This is a genomic window from Bacteroidota bacterium, from assembly GCA_025059945.1.
In the GTDB taxonomy this organism is placed as follows: domain Bacteria; phylum Bacteroidota; class Rhodothermia; order JANXDC01; family JANXDC01; genus JANXDC01.
In genome coordinates this window covers 13,532-32,323 of the sequence record JANXDC010000005.1, presented here as the reverse complement: position 1 = coordinate 32,323, position 18,792 = coordinate 13,532, and the positions used below count along the sequence as shown (strand labels likewise).

Sequence of the window (18,792 nt, the reverse complement as noted above, 5' to 3'; positions counted from 1 at the left end):
AGGGCCTCTGCGAATATAGGATCTGCCGATGGATAAACCCCTTACCGCGCCTCAAATTCAGATGGTGGATCTCCTGGGGCAGCATCGCCGCATCCGCGATGAACTCTTACGGGCCATCGAGGAGGTGCTCGACGGGGGGCAATACATCCGGGGTCCCCAGTGCGAGCGCTTTGAGGCGAATTTGGCCGCCTATCTGGGCTGCCGGTATGCGATCGGATGCGCTAGCGGCACAGACGCGCTGTTGATCGCGCTTATGGCCATCGGCTTAAGGCCGGGGGAAGAAGTCATCACGACGCCCTTTACCTTCGTGGCCACGGCCGAGATGATCGCCCTGCTCGGGGCGCGGCCCGTATACGCGGACATCGATCCGCGCACCTTCAACCTGGATCCGGCCGATGTGGCCGCGCGCATTGGCCCGCGTACGCGCGCTATCATTCCCGTGCACCTCTACGGGCAGCCGGCGGATATGGACGCCATCCTGGATTTGGCCTCCCGTCATGGCCTGTATGTGATCGAAGACGCGGCCCAGGCCATAGGGGCCGAATGGCGGGGCCGTAAGGTGGGCACCCTGGGGCACGTTGGCTGTATCAGCTTCTTCCCCTCCAAAAACCTGGGCGCCCTCGGCGATGGCGGCGCGGTCGTGACAAACGACCCTGGGCTAGCCCAGCGTATGCGCATGATCGCCAACCACGGGGCGCGCATCAAGTATCACCACGAACTTGTGGGGCTCAACTCCCGGCTTGACACGCTGCAAGCGGCCCTGCTGGACGTTAAGTTGCGATATCTGGAGGCTTACCTGGCCGCCCGCCAGGAGGCAGCCGCCCGCTACGACGCCCTGCTGGCGGATATCCCGGAGATCGTCTTGCCGTTTCGGGACGAGCGCGCCCGGCATGTGTTTCACCAGTACACGATTCGGGCCTCTGATCGCGACCGGCTTCGGGCCTTTTTAGAGGCGCGCGGCGTGCCCACTATGATCTACTATCCCCTTCCCCTGCACCTACAGCCCGCCTACCGGCACCACGGCTACGCCGAGGGGGATTTCCCCCAGGCCGAGCGCGCGGCGCGCGAGGTGCTCTCGCTGCCCATGCACACGGAGCTCAACGAAGCGCAGCTGCAGCACATCGCAGATAGCATCCGGGCCTTCTACGGGCGCTGACCATGGATCGGGTGCGATTGGCCCATGTGGGGATGGGCTATTGGGGGCGTCAGGTGCTGCGCAACTTCGCCGCCTTGCCGGAGGTGGAGCTCCTGTGGGTCTGCGATCTGAATCTGGATCGCCTCCGGGAGCAGCTCGGTGAGCGCGCACAGGTGCGCGTTACTAGCCGCTTTGAGGACGTGCTGGCGGACCCGCGCGTGCAGGCCGTCTCCATCGCCGCGCCCACGGAGTGGCATTTTGAGATGGCCCGACGCGCCCTGGAAAGCGGCCGCGATGTGTTCGTGGAAAAGCCCATGACGCTCACCGTAGAAGAGGCCCAGCGCCTGGTGGAGCTTGTCGAGCGCACGGGGAGGATCCTCATGGTGGGCCACCTGCTACTGTATCATCCGGCTTTTGTGTACGCCGAATCCCTTATCGAGCGAGGCGAGCTGGGGCTTTTGTATTACCTGTACAGCACGCGGGTGAACCTGGGCATCGTGCGCCGGCACGAAAACGCCTTCCAGAGCCTGGCCCCGCACGATATCGCGCTAGCCCTCCGCTACCTGCGGGACCGCCCCGTGGCCATCTCCGCGCACGGGCAAAGCTTTCTGCAGCCCGGCATAGAGGATGTGGTCTTCGCCACGCTGTACTTCGAATCCGGTCGCATCGCGCACCTGCATACCTCTTGGCTGGATCCCCACAAGATCCGGCGCGTTACGCTTGTGGGCAGCCGCAAGATGCTGGTCATAGACGACGTGGAGGCCGTGGAGAAGGTCCGCATATACGACAAAGGGGTGGACGTGCAGCCTACGGAGCCTAAGCCCTACGCCACCTATACGGAGGCCATGACGGTGCGCGACGGGGACATCTACATCCCCCGTATCCCCATGCAGGAGCCGCTTCGGTTGGAGTGCGAGCACTTCGTCTGTTGCGTGCGGGAGCGCCTGCGGCCCAAGAGCGACGTCTACGACGGCCTGCGCGTAGTGCAGGTGCTGGAGGCCGCCAAGCGCTCCCTGCAGACGGGCCGCACAGAACCTATAGCGGCCCTCTAGGGCAGCCGCTCGTAGACGCTTTGTAGCAGGCGCGCCTCAAACTCCCATCGGTAGACGTCGAAGACGGCTCGGGTGCGCTCGCGCCAGCGCCGACGGGCGGCATCATCGGTCCGCATGCGCTCTATGGCCTCGCGCAGCATCTCCGGATCACGCGGGTCGACAAGCAGCCCCACGTCGAAACCCGCCACTATGGCGCGGATTTCGGGCAGATCGCTGGCCAACACGGGCAGACCGGCCATGAGGTATTCAAACAGCTTGTTGGGCAGCGCGTAGCGGTGATTTAAGCAGGTGTCCTCAAGCAGGCTGACGCCCACGTCGGCTGAGGCCGTGTACGCGAGCAGTTCCGCGGGGGCAACAGGGTCCAAAAACCACACGCGTCCGCTTAAGCCCAGGCGCCGGGCCCGCTCTTGTAGAGGGCCCCTCAGAGGGCCTTCGCCAAGTAAAACCAGGTGGGCATCGGCTAGATTAGCCCGCCCGAAGGCCACAAGGAGCCGCTCCAGGCCGCGGCCGCGCTGCATATGCCCTTGATGCAGAAACAGGAAGGCCTCCGAGGGCAGCCGGAGGCGCTCCCGCAACCGCCGGCTCGGAGGGACAGGGCGGTAAGCTGGAACGTTGCGCACCACAAGCGGCTTGGGGATCTCGTACCGAAGCGCAAGCAGCTCGGCGATGCCTTCGCTTACGGTGAAAACCCAATGGGCGCGTCTGATGTAGCGTGCCTCCAGGGCGCGCCAAAAGGCCCGCACCCAGGGGCGGCCGACCGTAGCCGCGACGTCCGGATATAGCTCGCGCGCATCGTATGTGAGCGCAGCACCCCATCGGTCTGCGGCCCAGGCGCAGGCCGGAAGGCTGTATAGGTCCAGGGCCTGATACAGCTCAGCCGGCAGGGCGCCTAGCAGCCGCCGCGCGGCCCGATCGTGGGCCCAGAAACGGGCTGGGCCCCGGTCAAAGCGCGTCGTAAGCCGGTGTACGGGCCAAGGGCCTTGAGCCTGGGCCGCGTCGTAGCCCACTAGATGCACCTCCCATCCCAAGGCCTCTAGCAGCTCCGCCTCCCGCAGGGTGCGGCTGTCGCGGAGCGCAGGCCCCAGGCCGAGCAAAACGGCTCGCGGACGGGATCGAGGTGCCCCCGTTACCATACGAATCACGGCACAAGCGCATACAATCTGTGCGCAACCCCCTAAGCCGCAGCCCGACGGACGCCCTCTAGATCCGGTAGCCGGCCCAGAGGGCGCGCACCGAGCTTCGAAGATAATACGTCCTTCGGGAACCGAGGCAGCTTCGGCCGCTATCTTTGCCTTGATGCGCGCAACTACGCTCTGGTATGCGCCGTGGGTGTTTCCGGGCGACAGGGCCCCGATTCGGGAGGGCGCGGTGCTGTTGGACTCCGAAGGCCGCGTGCTCGCCGTAGGGCCTTATCGCGCGCTTCGGAGCCGTTTCTCGGGCGCCTCGGTTTGTCCGGTGGAGGGCGCGCTGGCGCCGGGGTTTGTGAACGCGCACGTGCACCTGGAGCTATCCCATCTGCGCGGTCGCATTCCGGCCGGCCTGGGTTTGGCCGGCTTTATCCGCTCTCTGCAGGCTCAACGCGATGGCGCGGCCTCTGAGGTGCGCCGGGCCGCCATAGAGGAGGCCATTCGAGCCTTGCAGGCCGAAGGCGTGGTGGCCGTTGGGGACATCGGCAACGGGGTTGAGGCCTGGGGTCCGGCCTGTGCGCTGGGCATGCGCGGGGTCTTCTTTCTGGAGCGCTTCGGCTGGGACCCAGAGCGGGCTCAAGAAATCTTCCGGAAGGCCCGGCAGCAGCTGCGGGCCGGATGCCTAAGAGGAGATCCGGGGCGCCGATACGCCTTAACGCCGCATGCCCTTTACTCGACCTCGGAGCTCCTGATTAGGCGTATTCTGGCCGAAAACGCCCGCCTTGGGCTTCCCTGTAGCCTGCACATGCTCGAATCCGAAGCCGAACGCGAGCTCTTCACCTCGGGCGGGGGCTCCCTGGCCGAGTTGCTTCGGGCGCTGGGGGCCGATCTGAGCGGCTGGCGTCCGCCCCGAGAGAGCCCGCTTCTCTGGCTTCTGCGGTGGGTGCACCCTCGACAGCGCCTTTTGCTTGTGCACATGACCGTGGCCCAACCGGAGGAGCTTGATCTTTTGAGGCGTTTTCCTCGCGTGGCCGTTGTGCTGTGTCCGCGTTCCAATCGCTACATCGAAGGCCGCATGCCTCCGCTTACGGCCCTTCTGGACCGGGGTGTTGGGGTGGCGGTGGGAACCGACAGCCTGGCCTCGAATAGCCGGCTTTCGGTATGGGCCGAACTGCAGGAGCTCGGACAGGCCTTCACGGAGCTCACGCTGGAGCAGGCTATCCGGTTGGCCTCCTGGAATGGGGCCCGTGCTTTGGGGCTGGGGCGTATCTTGGGCGCGCTGCGCGTAGGGCGCCGACCGGGGTTGGTGGCCTTGGAGGGCGATCTAAAGCACTGGCGCGAACCCGGGGCCGTGCAGGCAAGGGCGCTACATCTGGGGACGAACAGCTAGGGAAGACTGCGATGCATTCGCCTGAGCTCACGGGCCTTGCATGGTGGGCCCGCCTGCGCCTTTGGGGCTCTTTTGTGAGGTTTTCGCATACCGTTTTCGCCTTGCCCTTCGCGCTGGCCAGCTTGGCTGTGGCCTTTCGGGGAAGGCCCTTTGAGGGGCGCGTGCTTGCGCTGGTGCTTTTGGCCATGGTGACGGCCCGCAGCGCGGCCATGGCCTTCAACCGCATCGTAGACCGCGAATACGACCGGCGAAACCCCCGGACGGCCATGCGAGAGCTGCCCTCGGGCCGGCTGTCTTTGCGTGCGGCCTGGGGGTTTTTTGCCATAAACGCGGCGGGTTTTCTTCTGGCCGCGGCGCTCATCAGCCCCCTGTGTTTGGCGCTCGCCCCCGTCGCTTTGGCGGTGTTGCTGGGCTATTCCTATAGCAAGCGCTTTACCGCGCTCTCCCATTTCCTGTTGGGCGCCGCCTTGGGTTTAGCCCCAGTCGGGGCGTGGCTAGCTGCGATGGGGCGCCTAGAGCCCGCGCCCGCGCTGTTGGGGGCGGCCGTGTTGTTCTGGGTAGCAGGTTTCGACATCCTTTACGCCCTGCAGGATGTGGATTTCGACCGGCAAGCGGGGCTTTACAGCGTGCCGGCCCGAATCGGGATCCGGCCGGCGTTGCGCATCTCGGCCGCGTCGCATGGGCTTTGTGCGCTTCTGCTAGCCGGCTTCGGGCTGCAGGCCCAGCTTGGCCTGTACTTCTGGATCGGATATGCAGGCTTCCTCTTGGCGCTTCTGCGCCAGCATCGGCTTGTGAGCCCGGAGGACCTCTCGCGCCTGGATCAAGCCTTCTTTACGGCCAACGGATGGGCTAGCCTGTGGATCGGGGCTTGGACGATTCTGGACGTGCTGCTGACATAGAAGCTGAGGGAACCTAAACGCCGAAAGGCGTTTCCTACAACAATAGAAGGAGGCAACAAGAATGCGAGCGCTGCCCTTGCCCCCGCACTTTGATCCGGAGCGCGTGGGGGCGCTTTGGAAAGTCGACTACGAGGCCCTGGCGCAGGCCGCGCGCCAGTGGGCCCGCGCCTACGGAATCCGGCCGGCGGTCGAAGATCGGTTCCGTGTGGCGCTGCTTCTGGTGGATGTGCAGAACACGTTCTGTTTGCCGGACTTCGAACTCTTCGTCCGCGGCCCCTCCGGCATGGGGGCGGTGGAGGACAACCGCCGGTTGGTCGCGTTCTTGTACCGGTGCCTGCCTTGCGTCACGCAGGTTGTGCTCACGCTCGATACGCACCAGGCGGCGCAGATCTTTCACAGCCTCTTCTGGGTGGATGCCGAGGGTCGGCATCCGGACCCCTACACGCAGGTGACGGCCGAGGAGGTGCGAAGCGGCCGTTGGCGTCCGAATGCGGCCTTGGCTCCTGTTCTGGGAGTGGAGGAGGAGCGCCTAGCGCGACATGCCCGGTATTATACGGAGGCCCTGGAGCGCGCAGGCAAGTACGTGCTCACGATCTGGCCCTATCACGCCATGCTGGGCGGAGTGGGACATGCCCTGGTGCCGGCCGTGGAGGAGGCGGTCTTCTTTCACGCTGTTGCGCGCTACAGCCAACCCGACTTCCGTATCAAGGGTCGGCATCCCCTTACGGAGCACTACTCGGCTTTCGGCCCCGAGGTGCACACGGGAGCCGACGGGGAGCCCTTGGGCGCGGTGGATCAGGAGCTCATCGATCGGCTCTTGAGTTTTGACGCCATCTTGGTCGCAGGACAGGCCAAAAGCCACTGCGTGGCCTGGACGGTAGAGGACCTGCTAGCACGCCTTCCGGATCCGGCCTTGGCCCAGCGGGTATATCTTCTTGAAGACTGCGCCTCGCCCGTCGTGGTACCAGGCGCGATCGATTACACCGAGGCCGCGGAGGCTGCTTATCGGCGCTTTGCCGAGGCCGGCGCGCACCTGGTTCGCAGCACCACGCCCATGGAGGACTGGCCGGGCCCGATCAAGGAGCTCTTCGCTTAAAGAGGGCCCTATCCGGAGGGCCGGGGCACAAGAAACCAGTACGTTCGCTCCGGGCCGAGTAGAAGCCAGTAAGCCTGCCCGCGCCGCAACGTCTGCGCGCTCTGGGCCCACAGGGAGCCATTGGGAAGGTATATGCGCACCCGAACCGAAAGGTCGTCCTCCCCGAAGCCGTAGAAGTCCACAGGAGGGGCGGCCTCCTCAAAGCGTAGCGTGGGTGTCTTTAGGGATCCGTAGCCCGTCTCAAAGTGCACCTGTAGCGGTGGGGTTCCATCGGCTAGGTGCACGACCTGCACCAACAGGTGCGCTTCGCGCGCCTCCAGAAGCCGCCGCTCATCGAACCGGCGCAGCGCGGGCTCACCCCCTCGGCGGTATAGCATAACGGCGTACGCGGCCCGCCAGGTCGTATCCGGAATCCAGAGCGCCTGGCGCAACACCGGTTCCCCCCGGACCCGGCGCAGCTCGATTTGGTGCGCGCCTGCGGGCACCGAAAGATATCGGGAGGCCCCACCGGGGGGCAGCGCCTCCGCCCAGAGCGCCGCCTCCCAGCGCGCCTCTATGGGTCCCAGAAAGTCGGCCAGGTGTAGCAGCCGCACGCGCGCCAGCTCCCGGTGCAGGGGCTGATCGAAACCCGTAAAGGCGGGGGTGCCCGCCTCATAAAGGCACGCCCCCGCGCTGAGGCTTAAGAGCGCGATAAGCGGGCGCGGGCCCATCCGTTTAGCGAAGCGCGGCCAAGGCTTCCAAGATAAACGGGTTGTGGCGGCGTTCGGCCCCGATTGTGCTCGGGGGGCCGTGTCCGGGATAGAACCGCACGGCATCCCCCAAGGGCAGCAGCTTGCGCACGATGCTCTCCAGAAGCTGCTCGTATGAGCCCCGCCAAAGGTCCGTGCGCCCGATGCTGCCTTGAAAGAGCACATCGCCACTGATCAGCAGCTGATTTTCGGGGTCGAAAAAGCATACGCTGCCCGGCGAATGCCCCGGGGTGTGCAGGACTTGCCAGCGGGTGCGACCAAAGCAAATATGCTCCCCTTCGGCAAGCCAGCGGCCAACGGGGGGCGAGGCCTCCACCTGAAGGCCGTAAAGACGGCCGATCTCCTCCAGCTGCTCCAGTAGCGGGGCGTCCTCCGGATGCAGCTCCGGGCTCAGGCCGAAGCTTTCGGCGATGAAGCGGTTGCCCAGCACGTGGTCTAAGTGCCCATGCGTATTGAGCAGGCGCACGGGCCGCAGGCCTAGCTCCTGGATCCGGCCGAGCAGACGCCTGCGTTCTTCGGCTGTCCAGCAACCCGGATCGATGATCACAGCCTCTCGGGTCTCATCCCAGACGAGCAGGGTGTTTTCGGCAAAGGGGTTGTAAGTGAAAACCTCGACTTGCAGCATATCGCGTGCTCCGGAAACCTGCGCGATCTTTCAGACGAAGAAGACACAAGTCGGTGCGGAGGCGCAAGATGGACCGTTGGCGTCTGTTATGGGTCGACGATGAGATCGAACTGCTGCGGCCGCACGTTTTGTTCCTGGAATCCAAGGGCTACGGCGTGCGCACCGCCTCCAACGGCCAGGACGCGGTCGTGCTCGTAGAACAGGAGCCCTTTGACCTCATCCTGCTCGATGAGCAGATGCCCGGATGGGGGGGGCTAAGAACGCTGGAGGAGATCAAGCGCCGCCGGCCGGGTGTTCCGGTCGTGATGGTCACGAAGAGCGAAGAAGAGCATCTCATGGACGCCGCCATCGGGGCGCAGATCGCCGATTACCTCATCAAGCCCGTCAACCCCAACCAGCTGCTGCTTGTCTGCAAACGCCTTCTGGAGCGGCATCGGCTGCAGCAGGAGCGGGTGCTCTTCTCGTATCGGCAGGAGTTCGCCGAGTTAAGCGCGGCTATTGAAGAGGCCGACTCCTTTGCCGCCTGGGCGGAGCTATACCAACGTCTGGTGCGCCGCGATCTGGAGCTGGAGCACGGAGACGAGGCTCTTCGACAGGTGCTGGAGGAGCAACGCGCAGAGGCCAACCGAGCCTTCGGGCGCTTTATAGAGCGGGTCTATCCGGAGTGGGTGCATGCGGATTCGGACAGACGCCCTCCCATGTCTCCGGATGTGCTGCGGCGCTGGGTTGCGCCCCTGCTTGGTCGGGGCTGGCCCGTGGTGTGGTTTGTGATCGATTGCCTGCGCTACGATCAGTGGCTCGTTTTCGAGGAGCTTTTGCAACCGTACTTTCGCATTCAGCGGGAGCTCTATCTGGGCATTCTACCCACGGCCACGCCTTATGCGCGAAACGCGCTCTTTTCCGGTCTTTTTCCGGCCGACATCGAACGTCGGTTTCCGGATTTTTGGCGGAGCGCCGAAGAGGACGAATGGAGCCAAAACCGCCGCGAAGACGCGCTCCTGGAGGATCAGCTCAAGCGGCTGCGCATAGGGGTGCGCGCACGCTATGAGAAGGTCCTGAGCTCCGCCGAGGGCAAAAGCCTCCTGCAACAGGCCTCCGCGCTGTTACAGGGGGAACTGGCCGCGGTTGTGGTGAACTTTTTGGACATCCTGGCCCACAGCCGGGCCGATTCGAACGTGCTGCGCGAGCTCCTGCCGGATGAGCGCGCCTATCGGAATCTGACGCGCACGTGGCTGGAGCACTCCTGGCTCTATGAGCTCTTGCGGTGGCTTGCCGAGCAGAAGGTGCATCTGGTGATCACGACCGATCACGGGGCCGTGCGCGCCCTGCGCGACACAAAGGTCATCGGGGACCGGGACACGAGCACAAGCCTCCGCTACAAGTACGGCCGCAACCTCAAATGCGACCCGAAACACGCCATCTTCGTTAAGGATCCTTTCACGTACCGGCTGCCCCGGCGCGGTGTCAACACGAACTACATCTTGGCCAAAGAGGACTACTACTTCGTGTATCCGACGCAGTACCACCGGTATCAGCAGCAGTACTACGACACCTTTCAGCACGGCGGGGTGTCTCTGGAGGAGATGCTCCTGCCGGTGGCCGTTCTGGAGCCACGCGGGCCTTAGGGGCGGCTGTAGCCGAAAGTCCGTTCCACCGTATTGCCCGCCCGATCCGAGATGCGCACGCGGATCTCATGCCGGCCCGGCGGCCATTCCCTCGGGGGCGGAAGCCGGATCCCCCCGGCTTCGGGGTCGTACACGGGGATCTGGCGTCTTCCGTTGATCCAGAGGCCTAGGGCCCTGTCGTCGATCCCGGAGCGTTCATCCCAGATGCGTACAAGCAGGGGCTGCGCGCTCGCTCTAGGAGGAGGGCGGAAGCGGACCTGCGGGGGCAGGGTGTCGCGCATGGCCCGGAAGCGGCCCGGAAGCGAGCTGGCCGCCACAAGCGTTTCTCCCTCCCAGCGGGAGCCCACGTAGCGCCAGCCCGATCCCACCTGACGGTATAGGCCCCAACTCCGATCACCTGCTGCGGCTCCCTCGGGCCGTAGGATGACCTGGAAGGAGTCCGCCAGAAGCGGTGTGGGAAACTCCACCAGCAGCTCATTGGGCTCTGCGCTGTGCAGCCCGATTAAGCCTTCTCCGAACAGGGAGGGCCGGAAAAAGCGCACCCACCCCTGGCCTTCAAAGCTTGGAATCGTGAGCTCGCGCTGAGCCGGAACCGGAAACAGCCGCAGGTCCAGTCGGCGGCGTTCGCCATCTAGGGTCGTCCACTCCAGGGCTACGGGCCTCGGATGAACGGGCCAGCGCAGTAGCGCCCGCCCGTTGGTCGGTCGGTACAGGCGTCGGCTGGAGTCGGCGTATACGACCACAAGCGCAGGGCTCGCCTCCGGAAGCGTGATCCAGGCTAGCTCCTGCTCTGTCGCCTCTATGAGCGGACCGGGGCCCGTTTGCGGCCGGAGCGTCCGAGCCCCCCAGTCCGCCGGGGGGACCTCCGGAGGGATGGGATCGGCGACTTCCAGCAGGCCCTCAAGCGCGCTTTCGTTTCCCCAGACGTCGCGGGCGATGATGCGCAACCGATGTCTGCCCGGGGGCAACCGGAGCACGCCCGTGCCCACGTAAGCCGCAAGCGGGTTGGCCGGATGCCGCCACAGGCGCACAAACGGACGGCCTGTGCGCACGCGCAATCCGTAGTCGCGATCCAGATCATAAGCCGCCTGATGGCGGTAGGGGATCTGATGGAGGTTGCGGGCGAAAACCCGCCGGCCCTCCACCCAGAGCTCCAGTTCCGGAACGGCCAACCGATATCCGGAATGCTCCATGTAGTCGATGACCTCCACGGCCAGCCCCACGGCCCCCTGTACGCGCAGCGGCGGAGCAGGGCGAATCGGAGCAAAACGGCTTCTGCGCAGCGTCCAAACGTATGGTTCCGTCGTCCCCATCACGCGCGAGGAGTCCGAAAGCGGTAGCACAGCCAGCCTGTAGAAGACCGGCGGCATGCGGTCGCGCACGCCGCCTAGCCCGTAGCGCAACGGGTCAACGGCCACATCCCCGGGGGCGCGATACTCCAGGTGCAGATGCGGGGGGCCCGATCCCGTATCCCCGGAGTAGGCGATCACCTGACCGGCCCGGACCGGGAAGGCGTAAGGGGGGAGTTTGCGCGCCACCCGGTAGCTCCAGCTCTGCCGCTGCAGGCGCGCCACCAGCGAATCCAACTCCCCGGCGAACCGCTCCAGGTGCGCGTACACGGAGCGGTAGCCGTCAGGATGCGTGATGTAGAGCACCTTACCGTAACCGTACGGGCTTACGGCCACGGAGTCGACGTAACCGTCGGCTATGGCGTAGACCGGATACCCTGTGTGCCGATTGGTGCGGATGTCGATGCCCATATGGAAACGGTTTTCCCGGTCCGAGCCAAACCCGGATCCCAGCAGCCGGCTGGCGTCGGTGGGCCACAGCAGGGATTGGGCGTATAGGTCTGCGCTGGCAAGAAGTAAAAACAGAGCCGCAATACGCATCCGCATGGTGTGCTAACAGGGGGGCCTACCGCCGCAGGCGGACCTGCACGACATAGTTGCGCGGCGGCGCCAGCAGAGCGGGCCGCTCCACGTAGTAGTATTCGAGGGCGTTGCGCACGATCAGGTTCATCGTCCAGGGCCCTCGGCCATAGCCCAGGCGCAGGTCCAGGACGCGGATGGGCACGATCACCTGTACGTCCTCCACGAAGCGGGCGAACTCGGCGTCCACGCGCTCCATTTTGCTCAGGTATCGGAAGTCCATCCCCAGGCTCCAGGGCTTGCTTTCGGCTTCGAGCGTCCAGAGGAGCAGATGGCGGGATCGGAAGGCCAGCGCTTGCTCGATGGGCCCGGACCGGTCCACGGGGTCCATGTACGTATAGCCCAGGCGCGTGCGCAGCCAGGTTCGGGGGGAGGCCTCAAGCTCCGCCTCCAGGCCCCGAATACGGGCCTGCGTGACGTTTTGAAACTGGAAGGCTCCGCCGCGCAGCCCGGCAAGCCCCCGTTGAAACCGGGCTTCGATGAGGTCGCGGTACACGTTCCAAAAGCCGGCCAGATCGGCCTGCAGCCAGGGGGCGGGGGTCCAGCGGGCTCCGAGTTCCCAGGAGAGGCTCCGTTCGGGTCGCAACCGAGGGTTGGGGGCCAGCGGAAGGAAGCCCTCATCTTTTACGTAACGCTCCGCAATCGAGGGGACTCGAAAGCCATGTCCGTAAGAGGCCCGCAGGGCCAAGGCCGTTGAGGCTGTCCACACGAGGGAAGCTTTGGGGCTGAGGCGCGTATACGTGAGCTCCCCCGTAGGGTACCAGTCCAGGCGGATCCCGAAAGTGGGTTTGAGCGCAGGGCCAAGCTCCGGCAGCTCCCACTGCAGAAAGGCGGCCAGATTCGGTTGGGTGCGGAATCGGAGGCCCTCCTGGCCCCGATAAAAACCTGATCGCACAAAGCCCACCTCGCCGCTCAGGCCGGCCGTCAGGGTGCCCAGTCGCTCCGGTTGCCAGGTGCTCTGCTCATCGAAGCCGAGCACGTGCAGTCGGGTCGCGTTGGAGTCCCGGCGCGCCGGATCGGGCGAGTTCAAAGGCGTGACCCAGTTGAAGTAGTAGCGCAGGCGCAGCAGGTGGAAGGTTCTGGCGTTGGGCAGCCAGGTGAGCACGGGTATGAGGCTACTCTGCACGGTGCGGTTGTGGTTGTTGCCCCCCGTGGCCCGATCGGTTTCGTAGACTAGGGCGTTGCGGGCGTTGTCCCAGAAGTAGAAGGTCCGCGCCTGGCTGCGGATGGCCGAGCCGTAAAGGTCCCATTTCCAGCGTGGCCCCCACCGGCCGGTGAGTCGGCCGTAGGCCCGAAGCCGGAACTCGTCGTTGTCCTTGCGGAACCCCTCGTCGCGTTGCACCGTAAGCGAGGCCCAGTAGCCGAACTCGGGACGGGGCCGGTGGCTGTGGCCGAGCACAAGCCCGGAGAAGAAGCGAAACCGGCGCGCCCCCGGCCAGGCTTGTTTCCATTCCGCGTAGCGCACAGGCTCATAAGCCCCCACGTAAAGGCGCGCCGTCGTTTGGGGTGCATCCGAGGGCGTGCGCGTAATCAGGTTCACCACGCCCCCTAGGGCGGAGGAGCCGTAAAGAGCCGAACCGGCTCCCTTTACGACCTCGATGCGCTCGACCTGATCCAGGGGAAAGGCGTCAAAGGAGGTCTCCCCGCGATCCAGGGCCTGCAGGGCGATGCCGTCGAAGAGCACGGCCACGCGGCTGCCGACGCCGTAGCTGAAGCCGCTTGAACCCCGGATGTTGATCTGGTTTTCCGTCAGGTATACCCCGGGCACATAGCGCAGGGCCTCATCGAGCTTGAGCGCGTTGCGCGCCTCTAGATCCCGCAGGGCCAGCAGGCTCACGCTAATCGGGGCCTCTAGCAGGCGCTGTTCGCGGCGCGTGGCCGTTACGACTACATCGGGGCTCTGATAGACGCGCTCCCGCAGCTGCACTTCCAGCCGCACCACCTCTCCGGGGCGGATCTCCACCAGGCGCTGATAGGTCTCATAGCCCACCATGGAGACGCGCACCGTATAGCGGCCCGCCGGAACGCGTTCGATGCGGAAGCTGCCGTCCGCCCGAGCGGCCGCGCCCCACAGCGTGCCCTCTAGCAAGACGTTCGCGCCCGGCAGGGGTTCACCCGAGGCCGTGCGCACCACCCCCTCGAGGACCCCGTAGGCCGGCTGTTGCGCCCAGGCGCGCAAGGTCCAGCAGAGCAGTATCAGGGCGGCGGCGCGCATCGTGATGCTATCGGGGTGGAAAGGGGGGACGTCGGTAAAAATCCACCGTGATCTGGATGTCCCGCCTCACAAGGCCGCCTTCGACGCGGAAGGCTTTCGGCGCGGCCGGATCATCGGCGTACAAGCCCACCGGCCGCCAATCCAACAGGCCCGGGCCGAACCGCTGGGCGATGCCCGAGTAGAGGTACAAGCCGGCCGGCACGGAGTCGACGAAAAACGCGAACGAATCCGCTCCGAAGTAGCTCAGCAGCGAGGGGCTGTAGATGAAGTTGTTGAGGTTGAGAAAATCGGCGGTGTCGCGGGGCAGGATCCGGAAGGCCACAAAGCGCAGATCGCGCACGGAGTCCCGAGGGGGCCATGGGGAGCGCACCCGCACCGAACCCCGAATGGCCCCGTATTCCGGCGGCGGGGGCGGGCTAATGCCGTGATCGCAGCTGAAGGCCACAAGGGCGCAGAGGCCCGCTCCGATGATACGGCGCATCAGCGCACCACTGCTCCGTTTTCCGCCTCCGTGGTCAGCAGCTCCAGCCTGCCGTCGGCGTTTTCGGCCACGAGGATCATGCCCTGTGATTCCAAGCCGCGCAGCTTGCGGGGGGCTAGGTTGGCCACCACGATCACCTTGCGGCCGATGAGCGCCTCCGGGTCGTATTGTTCGGCGATCCCGGCGATCACCTGACGCCGCTCCAGGCCTAGGTCCACCACAAGACGCAAGAGCCTATCCGCTTTGGGCACGCGTTCGGCCTCCAGCACCGTGCCCACGCGCAGATCCAGGCGCGAGAACTCCTCGTAGCTGATCGGCTCCGATTTTAGGGGTACAAGCTGGGCCGGTGAGGCCGATCCGGTGTCGGCTTGTCTGGTCTGCTGCATAGCGTGTAGGCGGGCAAGTTGGCGTTCGATGTCCGCATCGGAGATTTTGCGAAACAGTACCTCGGGCTCGCCCAGCCTGTGGCCAGGCTCCAGCAGGGGCCGCGAGGCGGCCTCCCAGCGCAACGCCCCTGAATCTAGGCGCAGAATGCGCCGCATGCGCTCGGCGGTAAACGGCAGCACGGGCTCCAGGAGCACGGCCAGAGCCGCGCACACCTGCAGGCTTACGAAGATCGTGTTGGCGCAGGCCTGTGGATCGGTCGTGTGCGTGGCCCACGGGGTGGTGTCGTTGAAGTATTTGTTGCCCATGCGGGCCAGGGCGAGCGTCTCGAAGACCGCCTCCCGGAAGCGAAACGACTCATACAGCGCTCCGATCCGCTCCGGATATTCCAGTAGGCTCAGCAACATGGCCGTATCCCGGGGGCTCGGCTCGCGCAGCTCCGGAACCCGGCCCTCGAAGAAACGGGCCGCGAACGTGAGCGTGCGATGAATGAAGTTGCCCAGCACGTCCGCCAGTTCGCCGTTTACGCGGGCTTGAAATTCGCGCCAGGAAAAGTCCGCATCCTTGGTCTCGGGCATCGTCGCGGCCAGCACGTAGCGCAGCAGGTCTGGCTCGAACTCCTCTAGGTACTCGTGCAGCCAAACGGCCCAGTTGCGGCTGGTGGAGATCTTTTGGCCCTCGAGGTTGAGAAACTCGTTGGCCGGCACGTTGTCCGGCAGCACATAGCCCCCGTGGGCCATGAGCATGGCGGGGAAAATAAGGCAGTGGAAGACGATGTTGTCCTTTCCGATGAAGTGCACCAGTCGCGTCTGGGGGTCCATCCAGTAGCGCCGCCACCGGTCCGGGTCCCCAATGCGCTGAGCCCACTCCTGTGTGGCGGAGATGTACCCGATCGGGGCCTCAAACCAGACGTAGAGCACCTTGCCCTGGTGATCCGGCAGGGGCACGGGCACTCCCCAGCTGAGATCGCGTGTGACGGCCCGGTCCTGTAGCCCCGCCTCCAGCCAGGATCGGCACTGCCCCAATACGTTGGGCTTCCAGTAGGTTTTGCTGGCCAGCCACTTTTCGAGCGCCTCCTGATATCGGCTCAACGGGAAGTACCAGTGCGTGGTCTGGCGCAACACGGGGGTGGAGCCCGTCAGCATGCTGCGCGGGTTGCGCAGCTCAAGCGGACTCAACGTCGAGCCGCAACGCTCGCACTGGTCTCCGTAGGCCTGCTCAAAGCCGCAGACTGGGCAGGTGCCCACCACGTAGCGGTCGGGCAGGAACATGCCCTTCTGCTCGTCGTAAAGCTGTGCTTCGGTCTTTTGCCGCAATACCCCCTTTCGGTGTAGGGTTAGGAAAAACTCCTGCGCAACGCGATGGTGCAGGGCCGAGGAGGTGCGGCTGTAGTGATCGAAGGCGATGCCGAAGGCCGCAAACGTATCGCGGATGAGCACATGATATCGGTCGATCACTTCGCGGGGCGAGACCCCCTCGCGATCGGCTCTGAGCGTGATGGGCACCCCGTGTTCGTCGGAGCCGCATATGAAGAGCACCTCGCGGCCCCGCCGGCGCTGGTAGCGCGCAAACATGTCGGCCGGCAGATAGGCGCCCGCTAGATGCCCAATATGCAGGGGGCCGTTCGCGTACGGAAGGGCAGCGGTGATCAGGATGCGATCAGCCATACGGTATGGAGCGGATTCGTAGTGGCAGAATTTAGCGGCTCCATTGGGGCCCGAGCAACCGGAGACTTGACAATAATGAGCCGCCCCCTATATTGACCCCTCCCGACCGGTCTCGGGTCGGGCTCAAGAGCAATTGGGCAAGGAGGTGCATATGCCGGTCTACGATCCCCAGCGGGTGCGCAACCTCGTATTGGTGGGCCATGCGGGTTCGGGCAAAACCACGCTGGCCGAGGCCATGCTATTCGCCTGCGGCGCTATCGCCCGGATGGGTAGCGTGCCAGAGGGCAACACGACGGCGGACTTCGATGAGGCCGAGGTGCAGCGCAAGTTCTCGATCTTCACCTCGATGCTGCATGCGGAGCGAGGTGGGTACAAGCTCAACCTGCTTGACACCCCTGGGTATCCGGATTTCTTGGGCGAGCAACTGGGGGCGCTCAGGGTAGCCGACACGGCGCTGCTTGTCATCAACGCGGTCGAGGGGCTGGAGGTGGGCGCCGAGAACGTTTGGCGTGAGCTGGAACGTCAGCAGAAGCCTGTGGTGATTGTCCTCAACCAACTGGACAAGGAGCATGCGCGCTTTGAGCAAACTGTATCGATGCTTCGCCAGCGCCTAGGGCGGGCGGTAACGGCGATGCAGTTCCCCGTACAAGAGGGGCCGGGTTTTCGGCAAATCGTCGATGTGCTGCGCATGAAGTTGCTTGTGTTCGAGCCCGGAAAGCCCGATCCGGTTCGGGTGGAGCCGATCCCTCAGGCGCTAGCCGAGCGGGCCGAGGCGTTGCACAGGGAGCTCGTAGAGAACGTGGCCGAACACGACGATGCGCTTCTGGAGCGCTACTTCGAGAAGGGTGAGCTCACGTTCGAAGAGCTGAGCGCGGGCATGCGCCATGAGCTGCTGGAGCGCTCTCTGTTTCCTGTTTTCTGCACTGCCGCCTCCAGCGCGATCGGCGTGGGGCCGCTGGTGGAGTTTTTGCAACAAGTGGCCCCCTCGCCCCAGGAGGTGCCCCCTCCGCTTTTGGAGCAGGGCCGGAGGCTGGTTGCGGATCCGTCGGGGCCGGTTGTGCTGTATGTCTTCAAGTCCATGATCGAGCCCAAGATGGGCGAGTACGCCTTTTTCCGCGTCTACTCGGGCACGGTGGAGCCCGGCATGGATCTGGTCAACCATCAGAACGGGGCCGTGGAGCGCTTGGGCGCTCTGTACGTTATGAACGGCCGGCGCCGCGAGGAGGTCCCCCGCCTGCTTGTGGGCGATCTCGGGGCCGTGGTCAAGCTCAAGAATACGCGCACCGGCCATACGCTCCGTGACAAGACCGTCGACTGGGGCATCCCGCCCACTCCCTTGCCGGAGCCGCGCATTACAGTGGCCATTCGCAGCCGGGGCAAAGGCGATGAGGAGAAGATGGCCCAAGCCCTGCACCAGCTGCACGAAGAAGACCCCACGCTGATTTTTCGGCATGATCACGAGCTCCGGCAGCTGCTCCTGGAAGGTCAAGGGGAGATGCAGCTTATTGTGGCGCAGGACCGGCTGCGCGCGCGCTTTGGTCTAGAGGTGGAGCTCGTAAAGCCCCGCGTGCCGTATCGGGAGACGATCCGCAAGTCCGTGCGCACGCAGTACCGGCACAAGAAGCAGACCGGCGGCGCCGGGCAGTTCGCCGAGGTGCATTTCCTGATCGACCCCTACCAGGAGGGCGCCCCCTATCCGCCGGACATTACGGTGCGCGAAGAGCAGCTACTGGAGCTCAAGTGGGGGGGCAAGTTGCTTTTCACGAACGCCATCGTGGGTGGCGCCATCGACGCCAAGTTTATGCCCGCTATTCTGAAGGGCATCATGGAGATCATGGAGCGCGGGCCGCTGACCGGCTATCCCGTCGTAGATGTGCGCGTAGCCGTACACGGCGGGCTCATGCATCCGGTCGACTCTAACGAGGCCGCCTTTAAGACCGCCGCACGCATGGCCTTCAAGCAGGGCTTTCTGGAGGCGCAGCCGATTCTGCTGGAGCCCATCTACGATGTGGAGGTGTGGACGCCGGAGGCCTATATGGGCGACGTAATCGGGGACTTGTCCACGCGTAGGGGCAAGATTCTGGGCATGGAGCCCGATGGGCATCTGCAGCGCGTTCGGGCCAAGGTGCCACTGGCCGAGCTGTACAAGTACGCCAGCGCCCTGCGCTCCCTCACGCAGGGCCGAGGCGTGCATCGGGCGGCTTTAAGCCATTACGAACCCGTGCCCCGAGAGCTACAGGAAAAGCTCATCGCCGAGGCCCGCGAAGAGATGGTGCTCGAGGACGCTTAGGGTTGTGTGTTTTTCTTGCCTCGGACAGATGCAGGGGACGCCCACAAGGCGTCCCCAGTTCTTATTAGGGCCTCCTACAAGAAGGCGTCCGGTGGAGCTCAGGTTGAGGTAGCGTACACCCGAGGGGGT

14 protein-coding genes are annotated in these 18,792 nt (G+C 65.0%); 7 read left to right on the top strand and 7 right to left on the bottom strand.

Features of this window, described 5'->3' with window-relative positions; genetic code table 11:
• The first annotated feature begins 28 nt into the window (after nucleotides 1–28).
• Together NZ993_04055 and NZ993_04050 are read left to right on the top strand one after the other, a co-directional pair.
• Nucleotides 29–1,156: a DegT/DnrJ/EryC1/StrS family aminotransferase gene (locus NZ993_04055; protein MCS7154967.1), complete on the top strand. Its 1,128-nt coding sequence runs from the start codon at nucleotides 29–31 to the stop codon at nucleotides 1,154–1,156.
• A 2-nt stretch (nucleotides 1,157–1,158) separates the two neighbouring features.
• Entirely contained in the window at nucleotides 1,159–2,187 is a 1,029-nt protein-coding gene (locus tag NZ993_04050) for a Gfo/Idh/MocA family oxidoreductase (protein ID MCS7154966.1), read from the top strand.
• On the opposite strand, the gene NZ993_04045 is transcribed toward NZ993_04050, so the two are convergent.
• Nucleotides 2,184–3,320, bottom strand: coding sequence for a glycosyltransferase (locus NZ993_04045; GenBank protein MCS7154965.1), 1,137 nt, complete (start codon nucleotides 3,318–3,320; stop codon nucleotides 2,184–2,186). The genes NZ993_04050 and NZ993_04045 overlap by 4 nt on opposite strands.
• Before the next feature lie 163 nt (nucleotides 3,321–3,483).
• Between NZ993_04045 and NZ993_04040 the strand changes: the two genes are divergently transcribed.
• The 3 genes from NZ993_04040 (at nucleotide 3,484) to NZ993_04030 (ending at nucleotide 6,699) form a co-directional block, all read left to right on the top strand.
• The gene (locus tag NZ993_04040) at nucleotides 3,484–4,704 is read left to right on the top strand and encodes an amidohydrolase family protein (GenBank protein MCS7154964.1); all 1,221 of its coding nucleotides are present in this window, start codon (nucleotides 3,484–3,486) and stop codon (nucleotides 4,702–4,704) included.
• Nucleotides 4,705–4,715: 11 nt separating this feature from the next.
• Nucleotides 4,716–5,603 carry a putative 4-hydroxybenzoate polyprenyltransferase gene (gene ubiA / locus NZ993_04035; protein MCS7154963.1) on the top strand — a complete coding sequence of 296 codons (888 nt, stop codon included), beginning with the start codon at nucleotides 4,716–4,718 and terminating at the stop codon, nucleotides 5,601–5,603.
• 61 nt (nucleotides 5,604–5,664) lie between these two features.
• Complete coding sequence (locus NZ993_04030; protein MCS7154962.1) at nucleotides 5,665–6,699, top strand: isochorismatase; 1,035 nt, start codon at nucleotides 5,665–5,667, stop codon at nucleotides 6,697–6,699.
• An 8-nt stretch (nucleotides 6,700–6,707) separates the two neighbouring features.
• Here the strand turns inward: NZ993_04030 and NZ993_04025 are convergent, their stop codons facing one another.
• Together NZ993_04025 and NZ993_04020 are read right to left on the bottom strand one after the other, a co-directional pair.
• Nucleotides 6,708–7,409: a DUF4397 domain-containing protein gene (locus tag NZ993_04025; GenBank protein ID MCS7154961.1), complete on the bottom strand. Its 702-nt coding sequence runs from the start codon at nucleotides 7,407–7,409 to the stop codon at nucleotides 6,708–6,710.
• Nucleotides 7,410–7,413: 4 nt separating this feature from the next.
• Complete coding sequence (locus NZ993_04020) at nucleotides 7,414–8,073, bottom strand: MBL fold metallo-hydrolase (protein MCS7154960.1); 660 nt, start codon at nucleotides 8,071–8,073, stop codon at nucleotides 7,414–7,416.
• Between the two features lie 68 nt (nucleotides 8,074–8,141).
• Between NZ993_04020 and NZ993_04015 the strand changes: the two genes are divergently transcribed.
• On the top strand, nucleotides 8,142–9,698 hold the full coding sequence (locus NZ993_04015) for a response regulator (protein MCS7154959.1): 1,557 nt from the start codon (nucleotides 8,142–8,144) through the stop codon (nucleotides 9,696–9,698).
• On the opposite strand, the gene NZ993_04010 is transcribed toward NZ993_04015, so the two are convergent.
• The 4 genes from NZ993_04010 to metG are packed head-to-tail and all read right to left on the bottom strand — an operon-like array spanning nucleotide 9,695 to nucleotide 16,373.
• Entirely contained in the window at nucleotides 9,695–11,593 is a 1,899-nt protein-coding gene (locus tag NZ993_04010) for a M23 family metallopeptidase (GenBank protein MCS7154958.1), read from the bottom strand. The genes NZ993_04015 and NZ993_04010 overlap by 4 nt on opposite strands.
• A gap of 19 nt (nucleotides 11,594–11,612) precedes the next feature.
• Complete coding sequence (locus NZ993_04005) at nucleotides 11,613–13,841, bottom strand: TonB-dependent receptor (protein MCS7154957.1); 2,229 nt, start codon at nucleotides 13,839–13,841, stop codon at nucleotides 11,613–11,615.
• Between the two features lie 7 nt (nucleotides 13,842–13,848).
• A complete protein-coding gene (locus tag NZ993_04000; GenBank protein ID MCS7154956.1) occupies nucleotides 13,849–14,322 on the bottom strand; it encodes a hypothetical protein in 474 nt (157 codons plus the stop codon).
• Nucleotides 14,322–16,373 carry a methionine--tRNA ligase gene (metG, locus tag NZ993_03995; protein ID MCS7154955.1) on the bottom strand — a complete coding sequence of 684 codons (2,052 nt, stop codon included), beginning with the start codon at nucleotides 16,371–16,373 and terminating at the stop codon, nucleotides 14,322–14,324. Before metG ends, NZ993_04000 begins: the two co-directional genes overlap by 1 nt.
• Nucleotides 16,374–16,524: 151 nt before the next feature.
• Between metG and fusA the strand changes: the two genes are divergently transcribed.
• Entirely contained in the window at nucleotides 16,525–18,663 is a 2,139-nt protein-coding gene (fusA, locus tag NZ993_03990) for an elongation factor G (GenBank protein MCS7154954.1), read from the top strand.
• Nucleotides 18,664–18,792 lie beyond the last annotated feature (129 nt).